Genomic DNA, 16085 nt, shown 5'->3' on the forward strand with positions numbered 1-16085 from the left:
AGGATATATCCGTTCAATAATTAATTCGCCTAACAAGTAATGCTAAAATCGAATGATATTGGTTAGTTTATGTCGATTAGGTATTTGTTAGCTGAGCGCAATATTAAAGAGTGAAGAAAGCCTCCGCGTCCTGTAGTGTCCTGCTTAAGGAAACCAAGAGCATCAAAAAAGCTGCTGACATAACAATAAAGCCACTTTTTAACTGTAGGTTAAACTACGCAATCGTTTCCGGAATTGTTGAATAGTTAAGTTGTTAAATAGTTGAGTAGTTAAGTAGTATTGCCTTTAGGGGTGCCTCTGCTCACAACTGGCAATTCGCAACCCACAACTAAAAACCGGCAACTAATAACCAATAACTAATCCGTTAGTACATTTACTTTCGGCATCTCAAATTGTTTGTTTTCCCCATTCACTTTTGGAGTTCCGAAGTAAAAATAAACCTTTCTTTCGATGAGTTTTCCGGTGAGGTGATTCAATTCGCTTTGCGGTCCCAGTCCTTTGGTATCAGTGGTCATATTCAACGCAAGTTTAGTACCAATAGGCGGTATCGCATCCAAAAAAGAGATATCCCCGACAGGTAGATCCGGATGTGGCTTTGCGCCGGTTAGTCCGTAAAAATCAAACAGGCGTACATATTGGTCTTCCGTTGGAAAAGACATATAGAACTTACCTTCTACGGTGTTCATTTCCATCCAAGTAACATCCGCGTAATAACCCTTAAATTCGGGATAGCGCCAAGGATAACTACCCGTTTGCGTATTATTATTCCGATTCTTCCAAACACCATACGTAGTGCCTTGCAGCCTGTTTTTCCATACACGGTAGGGACCTTTACCAAGCCACTTTACACCCAAAACAAAGTTTTCGGGGTAAGAAAAGCTGATGCCGGCGAAAGGTTGATCACCACTTAACGCGTAAGCGTAGTCCATTTCGAGCCATCCCGATTTATCCATCTTCCATTTGATATACTTTAAATCACCGTTGTATGACGCTTCCACAACAGCAATATGACCTTCCCGGTAATGCTTTACTGATACGGCCTTTGCTTGTCCGCTCACTAAAACAGGGCCGTCTTTAAAAGAAAGTGCTTTACTATAAGTATTCGCTAAATGCGCCAATAGACCTGTATTTTTATGAATTGAGACCGTTATACCATTGGCCGTTAACTGTATCAGGCTATCCTTTTCCTGCATGTTAACTGTTCCGTCGATGGGCTCATCAAATTGATGAACCGCGAGTTGCTCATTAGGTTTGATTTTCCATACCCAACGACAGATCTCATTCCCTTGGGAGTCGAATGCCGTTAAAGCCAGGGCATCTTCGTTAGACCAATTTGCTGGTAAATCAATAGACAAATGACCGGTTGCTAAAGGTGCAATAGCGGGAAACCTGCCCTTTCCGCTTGATACAGTGGTAGAGCCTTCACCATTTTGTAAGAGTTTGTCAAAATTTAAGAGTTCCCATTTAAAAGTACACTGATTCAGGTTCGTAAAATGATAGCGATTTTCTACTGAAATACGCCCATCAAAATCAGGAGGAAGTTCCTTCCCGTCGATTTTAATAGGTGCATAAATTTCCCGGATTGCATTCACACTACCTTCATGTTCTCTATGTGGCCCGACCAAACCATCCGGTGCATTCACGCCGTTCACATCTATTTTGTTTTGCTCATCCGTCCGAACTAAACCCTCATCTACTAAGGCCCAAAGAAAACCACCAGCACCCCTTTTTGCCTTCCAATGCAATTCCCAAATATCGGCTAAGCCCGCTGCACCCCCGCCATCGTCCTGAGCGTGAAGAAACTCGGTAGGCATATAGATATTGGTATCGGCCAAAATTTTCTGCGTACTGTAATAATCTTCATAATGATTACAATCGATCCCATTAAAATCATTGCCAGGACGATGATGCGCGTGAATTACCGGTCTTTTCGACAGGTCGTAATGCCCATATATGGTGTCAAGATCAAAATTATGTCCGCCTTCATTCCCATTGCTCCAAAAGATAATGGATGGATGATTGAGATCGCGCAGAACCATTTCCTTTACCAATTTTGTTCCCACCGGTGTTGCATAAGCCTTTTGCCAGCCCGCTAATTCATCGATAACATAGAGTCCTAAAGAATCGCAGATATCCAAGAAAGACTGATCGGGCGGATAATGTGAGCAACGAACGGCGTTCATGTTCATATATTTCATCAGCTTCACATCCTCCAAGTCAATACGAGCATTTACTGATCGTCCCGTTTCAGGCCACCATACATGTCGGTTTACTCCTTTCATTTTGATCTTCGTCCCATTCAGGTAAATGCCGTCCTGCTTGCGTATTTCAATGGTACGAAAGCCAAATTGCTGCTGCGTTAAGTATACCAACTTCCCATTTTTATAGAGCTCAGTTCTCGCACGGTAACGGTTAGGGCTTTCGGCGGTCCACAAAGCAGGATTACTCACTTTGGTATTAAAAGACACGACGGAATCCCCTTCCCTGGCCAAAGCTTCCAGCATATCCACCGTTTTGCCTCGTTGATCAATAATACTCGCCTTCACCTTCATTTGTGCGGATATTCCTTCAAGGTGAGCTTGCATACGAAAAGAACCATCAGCCTTTGCGTCAATGGCTACATAGTCAATAAATGATGGCGGTACTATTTCCAGATACACCGGGCGAAAAATTCCGCCGAGAATCCAGTAATCGGCTAGTCGTTCGGCATTATTAACAGACGGATCCCCGGACATCTTACTAACTGTAACTTCCAATTGGTTTTCCTTTCCGTAGCGGAGCTTGTCACTTATATCATAACGAAAGCGATAAAAAGCGCCCTGATGGATCGGGCCGGCGGATTGGCCATTTATTTTTACCTCAGCATCGGTCATTACCCCTTCAAAGACAATAAATATTTTTTCCCCCTTCCATTGTTCATTAACCGGAAAAGTATGTCGATATACTCCTTTCTCGTCATGAAAGCGAAAGTTTTTGCCATAGGTAACATAATCCCTTCCATAATTATAATGCCCATACCCCTGTTGTTCCCAATGAGCCGGAACAGCAATTTTTCCCCATTTACCACTCTTCCGTCCGCCCGAGCACCAAAAGTCCCACTTCACCGTATGTTCATTATCTGTACCGGATAGATACTGAATCCGCTTTTCGACTTCTTGGGAAAAAGCGGTATACAGACCAAAGGTCATGAAAATAAAGAGTAAGAAGGTTTTATGTGCGATAAGCATGCTCCGGCATTTATTTATAAGCATTGTTTATATACGTTAAAAATAAAAGAATGAGGTTAAAAGACTATCCTGACGCGTCCTGCCACCATCTATTTAATTACCTTAATACCTTTCGGCGCCTTTACGGTAGACTCAATCGTCCCGTTAGCTCGCCTACTATGCCGAATTTCAATCAGCCCGTAGGGAGTAGGAAAAGTACCTTCTACCCATTGCAAGTCACCCAGATGTGGTTCGACTTTGATGACCTTACAGCCAGCTTCCAAAATCTTCACACCAAGTATATGTTCACTCATCCAAGCGGTAGGCCCGGATGCCCAACCATGACAAAGGCTATGTCGAAACCCGGGATAGCAATAGGCACCGAAATCTCCATGTATATCCTTTTTACCTGGTACCGGTACCTCGTCAATGCGCGTAGCATTTTTTGTCCAATCCAAATTAAAGTCTTCCCAAAAGGTAGTGGCGCCCATGCCCAACATGCCCCCCCAATATTGGCGAATGATATCCACGGCTTGCTGATATTGTCCGGCTTTTGCTTGTGCCTGTAACATATAATAGCCATAAAAGGTAGAGAAATCTTTAGCGCCGCCAACCGAAACTACTTCATTACAAGCTTTTTCCGGATCAATAAGCCCGGCTATAGCCATTAAGGAAGCAGCCTGTTTTAATTGATGATGATCTTTTACATATTTATTCATACGTGCAACACAGGCTTCTGCTTTCTTTGCAGCAATCGGTTGCTTTAAAATTTCACATAATTTGACAGCATCTTGCATCGCCCAGACGATGAGCGCTCTATACCCCGCCTCTACTCCTTCCTTATTGGGAGTAGATGGCCAATCTAAAAAGCGTTCCGCAGCTAGATTCTCTCTACCTTCAGCATCAACTTTACTGTCAATTAAATCGATCAAGCCCAAAATATAGTTTTGATGTTTCCTTAGAAAATCAATATTCCCATTGTATTTATACCAATCGTGCTGAATAATCAGGTACCATAAAGAGTATGCACTCATTCCGTTCATCCATTGCGGTAAGGGATATTGTTGGCAAGCCAAGTCCAGTGTTTTTGGCACCACGTCATTGTCACCGAACACTCGTGCAATGGTAGATACTTCCGGATGCATATCACCTAGCCATATCAAACGATCCCGTTTAATACCATCCCACAAATACTCTTGCATATTCAGATGCACGGTGTAGGCTCCGGTTAGCCAAATTTTATTGAGCCGTTCATCGTTACTTCTAAATGATCCCAAATAAGGTATATCACGGTATCGCAAAATTGCCCTCGCTTCTTTAATATGGATAGTGGTATTCTTCTGCAATAGGTCAATACGAACAAAGCGGAACCCCGTATTGCCGAGTTCTATTAACCCATCCCGAGGTATTTCCGTGATAATATCTCGCTTGGCATGGTCGTCAGTCGAATACCCAACTCCCCATTCATAATTTCGGGTTTGGCTATTGCACTCCCCTACCGATTCGCCAAAACGAATACGGACTAAAGATGGTTCGCGACGTGTAGAGCCTCCCAATACAAGCTGTATCCCCCCGTGTATTTCCTTTCCATAATCCAATAAGATTGAGGCGGTCTCATTTTCGGCACTCACCATTTCGCACATATTTTTTTTACCGAGTTCGGTCTGGCTATTCCCTATCTTTAAGAGTTCATTTTCATTTGTTACCAAACTGCCATCTCCAGCATATTTCCAAACAATCCGTTGGGGTGATATAAAAATCCGCGTCAATTCATCTTTTTGTATTTTTCCATCATATATTGATTCAAATACCGGGGGTAACTGTGCATATAATATGGAAGAGGCACAAGTCCATAGACATAGCTGGATTGTGAGAAGGAATGATTTCATACTTATTATGTTGGCTTTAATCGGTTTTTACTGTGTATATAATGACTTAAAGCAAACATACACATAAACGCTATGCAATCGCAACCTGCGCCGTCCTGACTTAGGGGTTTGCTTTTTAAAAAAGGAAAAATTAATTTGTCGCTTAATGGCAGCGACACCGCCAACTACTTTCTTTTCCGCAAAGAAAGTAGTCAAAGAGCCGACCGTAGCGAGTCCATGAACACCTTTGAAAATAATTAAGTAGTGAATAAACTCGCCGCTGCAAAATTTACAGGAATGTTAGTGCCTCCCACTGCATGACGTAAATTTTGGAGGCGGCATTGTCGAAAGCGAAAAGTATTTGCTTCTAACCAAACGTGCCATAGTTTACAGATCTTAAATCGTTTACAAAGTATTACACTGCTTGGCAGAATCTCTTCATTCTACTGAAATATCGCCTAGGAAATTTGCGGTTTGTAAGTTGATGCACTACCATTGTAGCAAACAATAACGAATAAAAGTGATTAAAAAAAACGTTCTTTTAATATAAATACCTTCTGCTGTATGTTAAAAGCGAAATTATTAAAGCGTGTGTACTCTATGTCTTGATACTTATCGGCTTGAAAAAAATGGAAGATAACAATTGAACAATATCGAATTCTCATTACTTTAGCAAAAGTAAACGACAACCTTGCTATAATGGCATTATTAAACTTAAATTATGACTATGCGATTTATTTATTTATGGGCGTTTCTACTATTTGTAATTGTTTTTCGAGTAACTGCCCAACCTAGCGAGCAATTTATTAAGGTGATAGTAGCACCCGATCATGAGAACTGGGAATACAAGCTAAATGAACCGGTGAAATTCACGGTTACCATTCTTCAAAATGGCAATCCATTAAAGAATATTCCTTTACGTTATGAGCTCGGCCCGGAAAAAATGCCTGCACTTAAGAAAGATTCGCTGCTGTTGACGTCCGCGTCCTATACTGTTAAAAGTGAAGGCATGAAGCAGCCAGGCTTTCTTCGCTTAACTGCCTATGCCTATGTAAATGGCAAAGCATATAAAGGACTTGCCACCGCTGGATTTACACCGGAACAAATTGAACCAACAGCCCAACTGCCGAATGATTTTGTCGCATTCTGGGATCAAGCCAAGAAAGAACTGGCCGGAATTCCGCTAGATGCAAAGATGACGCTATTGCCCGAACGATGTACGGAAAAAGTGAACGTCTATCATGTCAACATGCAGAACTATGGTAATTCCAGGCTCTACGGTATTCTGTGCATCCCTAAAGCAACGGGCAAATACCCCGCTATTTTAAGAGTTCCGGGCGCGGGCGTTAGACCTTATAATGGCGACATTGCAACCGCCGAGAAGGGATTTATAACCTTAGAAATAGGCATTCATGGCATACCGGTAAACATGGACCCTGAACTTTATGCCAGTCTCCGTTTGGGTGGGTTGGGGAACTACTTTAATTATAACTTAGATAATCGGGACCGCTTTTACTATAAACGCGTATACTTAGGTTGCGTGCGAGCGAATGATTTCATTACTTCATTACCTCAGTTTGATGGTGAGCAACTGGCAGTGATTGGCGGCAGTCAGGGCGGAGCACTTGCAATTGTAACCGCTTCGTTAGATGCTCGTGTCAAATTTTTAGCTTCCTATTACCCCGCACTAAGTGATTTAACAGGATACCTAAAAGGCCGAGCCGGTGGCTGGCCACATTATCTCGATTCAGCGAGCCGGGAAGTTAATAATACGAAAGAAAAGCTACAAACAATGGGTTATTATGATGTTGTCAATTTTGCAAGACAACTTAAAGTGCCTGGTATTTATTCATGGGGGTTTAACGATGAAACCTGTCCGCCAACTTCTTTATATGCCGTGTATAACGTAATCCAGTCTCCAAAAGAACTCTATCTTGCTTTAGAAACCGGACATTGGACTTATAAAGAACAGAATGAGGCAGTAGGTGAATGGCTGGAAGAAAGGCTTATTAAATAGCGGAAATTTAGTAAATGAAGCCAACATAACGGTACAGGATGAAAATCAATTGAAATATATTTTTTTTTGTGTAACCGGAGTTTTATTTTTATAAACCGATAATCCTTGCCTTACAAGTCAAAAACGCAAAAATTGGAAAGAGATACACAGATATTGAAGTGTTGGAAGCAAGTGCTTTTTGAAAGCAATGTCAATGCCTTTGAAGCATTATTCCGCTTGACCAATGCCAATTTTATTAAATTCTGCCAACAGTATATTAGCGATCGGGAGACATCAGAGGAGATTGTTTCAGACGTTTTTGTAGATTTATGGCTTAATCGTAGTAAATTGGAGCATGTTAAAAAGCCCGAGGTCTATCTCCTAATTTGTGTAAAGAATAAAGCACTCAATCATTGGAAAAAAAAATCTTCCATGCAGTTAGTGTCACTAGACGAAGAAACAAACGAAATAATTGATGCCTATCGCCCCGACGAAGAACTGGAAAGGAAAGAACTTTTTATGCAGTTAGATCGGGCGATAGGCTCTTTACCCCATCAATGCCGCGTCATCTTTAAGCTCGTTAAGGAAGATGGAATGAAATGCGCTGAAGTGGCCGAAATTTTGAATATTTCGGTACGTACGGTACATGCACAAATCTACCGAGCCATGACCAAATTAAACACCGTCATGACCAAACACCAAGCGTCTGATGCTGCAATAATTATTAAGAACATTGCTTCAGCCATCGCGCTGTTTCTTTTTCTACAGAGCAGCTGTTTTTGAAAAAAAGGATTTATTTAGTCAACCTTTATTTAACGTATGTTCTTTTCCTTAGATGAAAAAAACCACAAATCAAGGCGGTGTAGGCTACCTTGCACCTGATTGCAAAGCATCCATTCCGCGTATTGGAGCCGTTTCACTTCCTCAATCCGCTTGGATACTGCGATATAAACAGACGTGCAAATGCTTTGCTGCTCGTTGCGTTGGTATCCTCCAAGGCCGTTTTTCCCATACACGGGGCCTTGTTGGCTGCCTGCAAAAGCCCTCCGTTCTGCTAAAATATCGCCTAGGAAATTTGCGGTTTGCAGGTTGAAGCACTACCATCGTAGCAAAGTTCCAAGCGATGAGTTTATTCACATATTGTTTATTTCATTAGGGGTTCATGAGCTCGCCTTGCTCGGTTTTGCGTCACTTTTTGCGGAAACCACGAAGTAGCATGAGTGCCTTTTAAAACAAACAATAACGAATAAAAGTGACTAAAGAAAACGTTCCTTTTATTTCACCGCTTTCTTATCATTTACAATGATATTCTTCAATTGTAAACCTCTGATGAAGTCAAACACGACACCACTTTCATTCGGCGTTGAAATAGTTAAATTTTCAAACGTAAAATTGGAAAGCGTGTACTGTTTCGAAGATTTGATATGGAGAAAGCGATCACAGGCTACATTACAGTTACGCATAGTCAAATAGCTCACTGAAGATTTGGGCTCCGGTTGCCCTTTCAGATCAAAAAACTGCGTCCATGCATCTATGGAAAGAAAGTTACGTGCAGTACCGGTAATATCTTCTACCCATATATTTTTATGTTTTTGCGGTGTGTCGGGCCGCATCTTCAATCGAAGCACATAAGAGGTATTTTTTACAGTACAACGCCTCATAATGACGTTATCACTAAAAACCGATTCGCTACCCAATGTAAGAGACGGACAGTTTTCAATCGTATTGTCTTCTATGATGATATTGCGATTAGCCCCATTATTTGGGTCCTTATCGGCTGTCGGCCCTTTACCACCCTTTAAGCAAATACCATCATCATTTACTGATATATAGCAGTTTTTTATTAACACATTTTGGCATACATCTAGGTCAATGCCATCGGAGCTTGGCGCGCGAACCTCACTTCCATTATTTGAACCTGCAAGAATGCGCACACCCAAAATCTTTAGGTTTTCGCATTTGTAATAATGCGAGGTCCAGAAGGGCGAGTTAAGCAACTGAACGCCTGATACCTGTACATTTTTACTATTCGATATGTATAATAGCCGCGGGCGCTGTTCGTCCATATTAGTACATTTCGGATTCCACTCGCGGCGAAGCCAGAACGCCTGCCAATAACGTAATCCATTGCCGTTGATTATCCCTTTTCCTGAAATCGTAAATCCATCCAAACTATCGGCATTGATCAAGGCCGCAAAATATTTCAGCGACTGTCCTTCAATACGGGTAGTAAGCACTTTAAAATCAGCAATATTGTCACTGCATTTGAGCGTCGCATCTTCGTCTAGGTATAGATGTGTTTTAGGTTTGAAGAAGAGTGATCCCGTAAGGAAAACGCCTTTTGGAATAACAATAACACCACCACCATTTTCAGACGCCTTGTCAATAATTTTTTGGATACTTTCTGTTTGTACGAGGGTGCTATCGTTTTTTACACCATGGTCAGTAATGATATATTTTTCCCCGAGCGCATTCGCTTCGATCCTATTTGTATCTGAAAACCAAGCCGGAATAGGCGTTCCATCCGGAAAATTTTGCGCGAATAAATTCCCGGTATTTTTGAAACCAAGGAAATAGAAGAATAACACGAAAGCTAAAATGATCAGGTTTTTATCTTGCATTTTTTCTAATGATTATAATAAGGTTAGTGCCTAGCTGCCATTTGCATTTATTCCAAAAAAAGGGTGTTCTTTTGTTAACTGCAACCTGTGCTGTCCTGATATATTTTAAAGAAATAACATTTTTTTATTTTCTTGTAGGTAATTTCTTCAAAAAATTTGTCCTCTCCATATACAGGTATAAACCGCATATGTCACAGGATCGATTCATAACATTGATAACAAAAGAATTCACCAATGAATTAACAGCATCAGAGGTGAGCGAATTAGCAGGCTTGCTCCAAGATCCTTTGCTTAAGGCGCGGTACGATTTGTTCAAAGCTTATCTATCTAATAATCAATCCGACCACTCATCGGACGAGCGTGTCTTTAACAAGATCCGGACAAAAATCGCACAGCAGGAAGCGTTCCCTATTTCTTCGCAAAAAAGTAAGAACAAACGGTATCTATGGAAAGTTGCTGCCGCCGTTTTTGTGCTTATTATAGCTTCTATTGCAATTATGACCTATCTCGTCGGAATTTCTACGCGGCAAATTGCCTACACTGAACGAGCAGCTAAGAAAAGTTTTACTTTACCCGACGGAAGTAAAGTAGTCTTAAATGCGGAAAGCAAGCTCATCTACCCCAAAACATTTAAGGATAAGCAACGACAGGTTACCTTGGTGGGAGAGGGATTTTTTGACATTGCTAAAGACCCCAAACATCCCTTTATTATCCATACCGAACAAATGGATATCAAGGTGCTGGGAACATCGTTTAACCTTAAATCTTATCCTGATGACCCGTTTAGCGAAACAACCTTATTGACAGGGGCTATAGAGGTAACGTTAAAGGATCGACCCGCTGACCGACTTACATTAATGCCTTCTGAAAAACTGATTGTCAGGAATCCGACTGCCAAAGATGAACTTCCGGAAAGCAAGTCGAGTGCCATAACCCAAATTACGCATTTACAAAAGATGGACAATACAGTAATAGAAACCTCATGGATATTCAATAAGCTTATTTTCGCAGAACAATCTTTTGTGGATGTATCCAAAATGATCGAAAGAGCTTATGACGTAAAAATTGACTTCAAAAACCAACACCTGAAGCAACTAAAGTTCACCGGCCATTTTGAGCGGGAGTCGGTAACGGACATTTTAAATGCCCTACGTTTAGTTGAACCATTTTCTTATACCATGCAAGACAAAAAAATACTTATTTATTAAAACTACGAACAGCTAACCATTAACAAAAACATTATGAAAACTGAATTAGGACCCGATTAAAAAGCAACGGGGACTCGCCATCCCCGCTACATTAAAGACGATTGTAATTAATGCAGACTGCTTTGACCGGGAGTCTGCTTTTGACCATCCTTAAGATTTTTAAAGTTATGAAATTTTTCAGACACCATCGAGGTGTTTCGGGGATTTATTGCCTCAAAAAGCCAATTCTTATTATGAAATTAACATTTGCATTGATTGTGTATTTCAACTTTCAAATGTTAGCAGCGGGATATTCCCAAACCAAGGTTACCTTAAATATCGGAAAGGCCGGTTTTAAGGAAATCATCTCGGAGATTGAGAAGAAAAGCAGCTATCGATTTGTATTCAGCGAAAGGAATATTCCTCTTAAACAATATGAGAATTATTCCGTGCAAGATAAAGATGTATTAACGGTTGTTAATGATCTCCTTAACAACACCCCGTTTACACTACAAATTTTACCCGATCAACTGCTAGCCATTGTTCCGAAAAATCCGATACGAGCCGATATTAAGATTACAGGTAAGGTTGTGGATGAAACCGGACAAGTACTAGCTGGTGCGACGGTAAAGGTAAAGGGTATCAACAGAGAGGTGTCAACGGATAGCAATGGTGCCTTTGTAATTGAAGCGGCCAGCGATGCTGTTTTGGTAATTTCCTACTTAGGCTATAATACGATAGAGATGCCTGTTGGGGGAAAAACATCACTCACTATACAGCTTTCGTCAGCCGGACAGGATCTGAATGAGGTGGTGGTTGTAGGTTATGGCACGCAGCGAAAAGCCGACGTTACCGGATCAATAGCCTCCGTAAGCTCAACCGCCATTGCACGAGCTGCTACCCCCGACGCTGCCGGAGCCTTACAGGGCCAGGCGCCCGGTGCGGTAGTGGTAAAAAATGTAGGGAAACCAGGTTCGGGTTACAACATCACTATCCGGGGGATCAGTTCTTTTAGTGGCCCAAGTTCACCTTTGTTTGTGATCGACGGAATTCCTACTACTTCGGGATTAAATGATTTGAACCCGGCAGATATTGAAAAAATAGACATTTTAAAAGACGCATCGGCTACCGCTATTTATGGCTCCCGCGGTGCTAAAGGGGTCGTTATTGTAACCACCAAACGAGGGAAGGAAGGAAAAACCACTATCTCTTATGATGGTTATATGGGAATAAGAAAGCCGGTTAATTTGCCCCGCATGTTCAACGGTCCGGAATATGTAGAGTTCCGTACCCAACAGTTTCTAGCGACGGGGAGAGATACCTCACGCACGAATGCAGCGTTTTTCACACCTGAACAATGGGAAAATATAGACGCAGGAAGGTTTACTGATTGGCCTTCTCTCTTGCTAAAAAATGGTTTGCAAATGAATCATAATATATCTGCAAGCGGAGGAGATGAGAAAACCCAGTTTGCTTTTGGCGCCGGTATACTAAGCGAAGAAGGCAATGTGAGCCCCGAAGATTTTAAACGCTATTCCTTCCGCGGAAGTGTTGACAGACAGATCAATGAGAAGTGGAAAGCAGGCATGAGCTTCTATGCTGCACAGAACCTACAAAACCTAGGCAGTTATGAATCACTTCGTTCAGCGTATCGAATGCCACCTACTGTATCTCCTTACGACAACAATGGCAATAGGGTATTCCGTGTACTAGGAGGAGATGGGGTTATCAACCCTTTATTTGATCAAGAAAACGATATTCGTCAAAACCGATCCATTCGGGCATTTGGTCAACTTTATATTCAAGTAAAGCCTGTTGCCCACCTCACCTTAAAAACGACTTTTTCACCAAGCTTGGACATAGGCCGAGGAGGTTGGTATTTTGGTGCGCTATCCAAGGAGGGCGCAGGCAATGGAGGTTACGCGCAGGCAAGGGACTACGACACGAATGAACAAATAAACTGGCTTTGGGATAACCAAGCAACTTATGAGCGAGAGCTTAATGGAGGGCATAAATTGACCGTTACAGCCATACAGAGTATGCAGAAGGACCGCCTGGAAACCAGTGGAATCGATGTCTACAATTTACCTTATAATTCTTTGTGGTACAATGTAGGTTCGGCAACAAATACCGACTTCAACGGAACCTTCCGTGGACCTACCGTAAGTTCCGGCTATACAAAATATACTTTAGCTTCTGCACGGGCTCGTATTAATTATAGTTATAAAGATAAATATCTCTTAACCGCATCGGGTACATGGGATGGTTCTTCAAGATTTGCAGAAGGCAATCAATGGGGCTTTTTTCCTTCCGCATCTTTTGCCTGGCGATTGTCAGAAGAGAGCTTTGTCAAAAAAATAAATGCCATTAATGACTTGAAATTACGATTAAGTTACGGTGCTTCCGGAAACGACCGAATAGACTCCTACACTACACAGGCAACACTTGGAGCATCCACTTATTTTTTCGGAAATTCCCTTATACAGGGTTATTCTCCTAATCGTTTAGCGAACAAAGCATTAACTTGGGAAACGACGAAAGAAATCAATTTAGGATTAGATTTTGCTTTGCTACAAAACCGCATTTATGGAACGATCGACCTATATAACCGAAAAATCGACAATATTCTATTAAACCGCAATCTGCCGGCACCTTCGGGATGGAACTTTGTTACAGACAACTTGGGCAAACTGAGAAACAAAGGAATTGAAATCGGATTGAGTATCGTTAATATTCAAACAGACAAATTTTCGTGGAAAACCGATTTCGTTTTCGATGCTAACAAAAATGAAATACTGGAAACAGCCAATGGAAAAAACGATGACATTGGAAACCGTTTGTTTATTGGCCAACCCGTTCAGGTAAATTTTGACTACGTTTTTAACGGTATTTGGCAAGAAAGTGAACGAAGCCTTGCCGCACAATATAATCAACTCCCCGGCCAGGTCCGCGTAAAAGACATAGACAATAATGGTGTCATCAATGCCAGCGATCGGCAGATTATTGGTAAGCGGGTACCCGACTGGACAGGTTCGATTGCCAATACTTTCCGCTACGGTAACGTGGACCTTTATGTACTGGCTTATACCCGACAAGGCGAGCAGTTTAGTAGCTCGTTTGATGGTTCTTTTATGAATTACAATCAGATTTATAACCAGGTAAAAGTAGATTATTGGACACCAAGCAGTCCCTCTCAGGCCCATTTTCAACCTGGTAACCCAGGTCCTTTTGTAAATGCAGCCTATTATCAAAAGACAAATTTCGTCCGAATCAGCAACAATACTTTAGGTTATACTTTTCCAAGCGGCCTTATCGAAAAGCTTAAACTAAACCGCTTACGGGTTTACGCAACGGCTACGAATCCATTTTTGTTTACTAATTACAAAGGATATGATCCCGAGTGGGCCATTCAAAACACTTATGGGACCGCTGTAAGTACTGCTACCTATCTTTTTGGGGTAAATCTTTCCTTTTAAAATTGAATCAAATGAAGAAGAAACTTATCATTATAGTTGTCATAATGTTTGCGGGATTCACTTCCTGTAAAAAATTTCTGACCGAAGAAAATTTAAGCGGCATTACTGCAGAAAATTACTATACTAATGCGGCCGGCTACGAATCATTAATTAACTCCTGCTATGCTTCGCTTAGGGGTATCTATAGCCCTAACCCTAATTTATTTGAATGGGGAACCGACATCACCACAAGAGGCGAAATAGAACTGGTAAGTGGGCAGGCGAATGAGGTCCCCGCCATTCAGCTTAACGAATACCGCTCATTAACCGCTGACAATGTTCCCATCGACACTTTTTTCACAGTAGCCTACAGAGGAATACAACGTTGCAATACAGCGGTTAATCGAGCGGAGGGTATTCCTGATTTAGCAGAAAACATCAAAAATAGAAGACTTGCGGAAGTACGTTTTTTACGCGCTTATTTTTATTATTTACTGGTCGAAAATTTTGGAAATGTACCTATTGTGCAGGAAGAGATCAGTTCACCGGTTACGCATTTCGCTCCCAATTCTGAACAAGAGGTATATGATTTTATGATTGCCGAATTAAATGCCGCCTTACCTAATTTAGAGGCAAACCCCGCAAGCACAGAACCGGGAAGGGCAACGCAAGGGGCCGCCCGGCATTTGCTTGCATTGTTATATTTAACACGCGGATATAAATCCTTCGGTGAGGCGGCCGATTTTGAGCGTGCCGCCCAACTGGCAGAAGAATTGATTGGCAGTTCTTATTACGCACTACTTCCAACTTTTGCCGAAGTATTTCAACCTGGTAATGAACTGAATAGAGAAATCATTTTCGCTGTTCAGTATGGAGCACAGCCGGGATACAATGGTAACGGCCAAAACATCCTATTCGGCTGGCGATATTGGCGCGAGAAAGGTTTTGACGAGGTAACCGGATTAAGAGATTACAACAGGCGGATTTCGAATTTTATGCCTACCCAATTTTTGTACACCTTATACAATACCACCAAGGATTCTCGCTACGATGCCACCTTTTTAAGTCGGTTTTATGCAACCAAAACAGACGGGGCGATACAGGCCGGTAACCTTCGTTATTATTTCCCCTACCCCGACCAACCTTTTACAACGGCCGATTCCATTGCGCTCAAGGCGTCCAATCCGAATGTTGAAATCATTCGCCTTGATAAATGGAAGCAAGCTTTTAACAATGTAGGAGGATTAGAGAAGTTTCCTATGATCAATAAGTTTTATGATCCAAATGCCGGTCTTCCTTATAACAATGAATTTGCCTACGCAAGTACAAAAGACGTATTCTTATTTCGATTGGCTGAAACCTATTTACTAGCTGCTGAAGCCTATTTTAAGCTCGGCCAGCTCGACAAAGCAGCAGAGAAGCTGAATGCGATCCGTCAACGTGCAGCAAAGCCTGGGCAGAACATGAACATCAATGCTGCAGATGTAAGCATCGATTTTATTTTGGATGAAAAAGCACGTGAACAGGCCGGGGAGTACAAAAGGTGGTTGGATCTTAAACGAACACAACGCTTAGCTCGTGCATTCGAATATAATATTTTAACAAAAATGGCAAACCCGGGAGGCCTAGTAGATAAATACTATCTACGTCCTATTCCGCAATCCGTTATAGATCGCGATACGGAAGGTTACCCGCAGAACCCCGGTTACTAACGAAATGAATCCAAGGGAGATATGGCATGCTTGCTTGGAT

General features: G+C 41.8%; 8 protein-coding genes. 5 read left to right on the forward strand and 3 right to left on the reverse strand.

The genetic code is table 11. The annotated features are described in order from the left end of the window. Positions 1 to 356: 356 nt before the first annotated feature. The gene (locus ACH11B_RS02470; protein ID WP_377613021.1) at positions 357 to 3227 is read right to left on the reverse strand and encodes a glycoside hydrolase family 2 protein; all 2871 of its coding nucleotides are present in this window, start codon (positions 3225 to 3227) and stop codon (positions 357 to 359) included. Between the two features lie 89 nt (positions 3228 to 3316). Further along, positions 3317 to 5095, reverse strand: coding sequence for an alpha-L-rhamnosidase C-terminal domain-containing protein (locus ACH11B_RS02475; protein ID WP_377613023.1), 1779 nt, complete (start codon positions 5093 to 5095; stop codon positions 3317 to 3319). 706 nt (positions 5096 to 5801) lie between these two features. Here ACH11B_RS02475 and ACH11B_RS02480 point away from each other — a divergent pair. Then, positions 5802 to 7091, forward strand: a complete 1290-nt coding sequence (locus tag ACH11B_RS02480) for an acetylxylan esterase (protein ID WP_377613024.1) — start codon at positions 5802 to 5804, stop codon at positions 7089 to 7091. Positions 7092 to 7223: 132 nt separating this feature from the next. After that, positions 7224 to 7853, forward strand: a complete 630-nt coding sequence (locus ACH11B_RS02485; RefSeq protein WP_165447070.1) for an RNA polymerase sigma-70 factor — start codon at positions 7224 to 7226, stop codon at positions 7851 to 7853. A 491-nt stretch (positions 7854 to 8344) separates the two neighbouring features. On the opposite strand, the gene ACH11B_RS02490 is transcribed toward ACH11B_RS02485, so the two are convergent. Further along, complete coding sequence (locus ACH11B_RS02490) at positions 8345 to 9691, reverse strand: glycoside hydrolase family 28 protein (protein ID WP_377613026.1); 1347 nt, start codon at positions 9689 to 9691, stop codon at positions 8345 to 8347. 188 nt (positions 9692 to 9879) lie between these two features. Between ACH11B_RS02490 and ACH11B_RS02495 the strand changes: the two genes are divergently transcribed. The 3 genes from ACH11B_RS02495 (at position 9880) to ACH11B_RS02505 (ending at position 16045) form a co-directional block, all read left to right on the forward strand. Further along, positions 9880 to 10899 carry a FecR family protein gene (locus ACH11B_RS02495; protein ID WP_404274006.1) on the forward strand — a complete coding sequence of 340 codons (1020 nt, stop codon included), beginning with the start codon at positions 9880 to 9882 and terminating at the stop codon, positions 10897 to 10899. A gap of 233 nt (positions 10900 to 11132) precedes the next feature. Beyond that, positions 11133 to 14354 (forward strand): SusC/RagA family TonB-linked outer membrane protein, encoded by a 3222-nt coding sequence (locus tag ACH11B_RS02500; protein WP_377613030.1) that lies wholly within the window; start codon positions 11133 to 11135, stop codon positions 14352 to 14354. 11 nt (positions 14355 to 14365) lie between these two features. Next, the gene (locus ACH11B_RS02505) at positions 14366 to 16045 is read left to right on the forward strand and encodes a RagB/SusD family nutrient uptake outer membrane protein (RefSeq protein WP_377613032.1); all 1680 of its coding nucleotides are present in this window, start codon (positions 14366 to 14368) and stop codon (positions 16043 to 16045) included. Positions 16046 to 16085: the final 40 nt, after the last annotated feature.

The sequence above is a fragment of the Olivibacter sp. EAT-5 genome, from assembly GCF_044784325.1.
GTDB classification, from domain to species: domain Bacteria; phylum Bacteroidota; class Bacteroidia; order Sphingobacteriales; family Sphingobacteriaceae; genus Olivibacter; species Olivibacter oleidegradans.

Bases quoted from the DNA above. Each gene is read 5' to 3' on its own strand.
- ACH11B_RS02480 (WP_377613024.1), top strand. From the start codon at position 5,802: ATGCGATTTATTTATTTATGGGCGTTTCTACTATTTGTAATTGTTTTT.
- ACH11B_RS02490 (WP_377613026.1), bottom strand. From the start codon at position 9,691: ATGCAAGATAAAAACCTGATCATTTTAGCTTTCGTGTTATTCTTCTAT.
- ACH11B_RS02475 (WP_377613023.1), bottom strand. From the start codon at position 5,095: ATGAAATCATTCCTTCTCACAATCCAGCTATGTCTATGGACTTGTGCC.
- ACH11B_RS02495 (WP_404274006.1), top strand. From the start codon at position 9,880: ATGTCACAGGATCGATTCATAACATTGATAACAAAAGAATTCACCAAT.
- ACH11B_RS02470 (WP_377613021.1), bottom strand. From the start codon at position 3,227: ATGCTTATCGCACATAAAACCTTCTTACTCTTTATTTTCATGACCTTT.
- ACH11B_RS02500 (WP_377613030.1), top strand. From the start codon at position 11,133: ATGAAATTAACATTTGCATTGATTGTGTATTTCAACTTTCAAATGTTA.
- ACH11B_RS02505 (WP_377613032.1), top strand. From the start codon at position 14,366: ATGAAGAAGAAACTTATCATTATAGTTGTCATAATGTTTGCGGGATTC.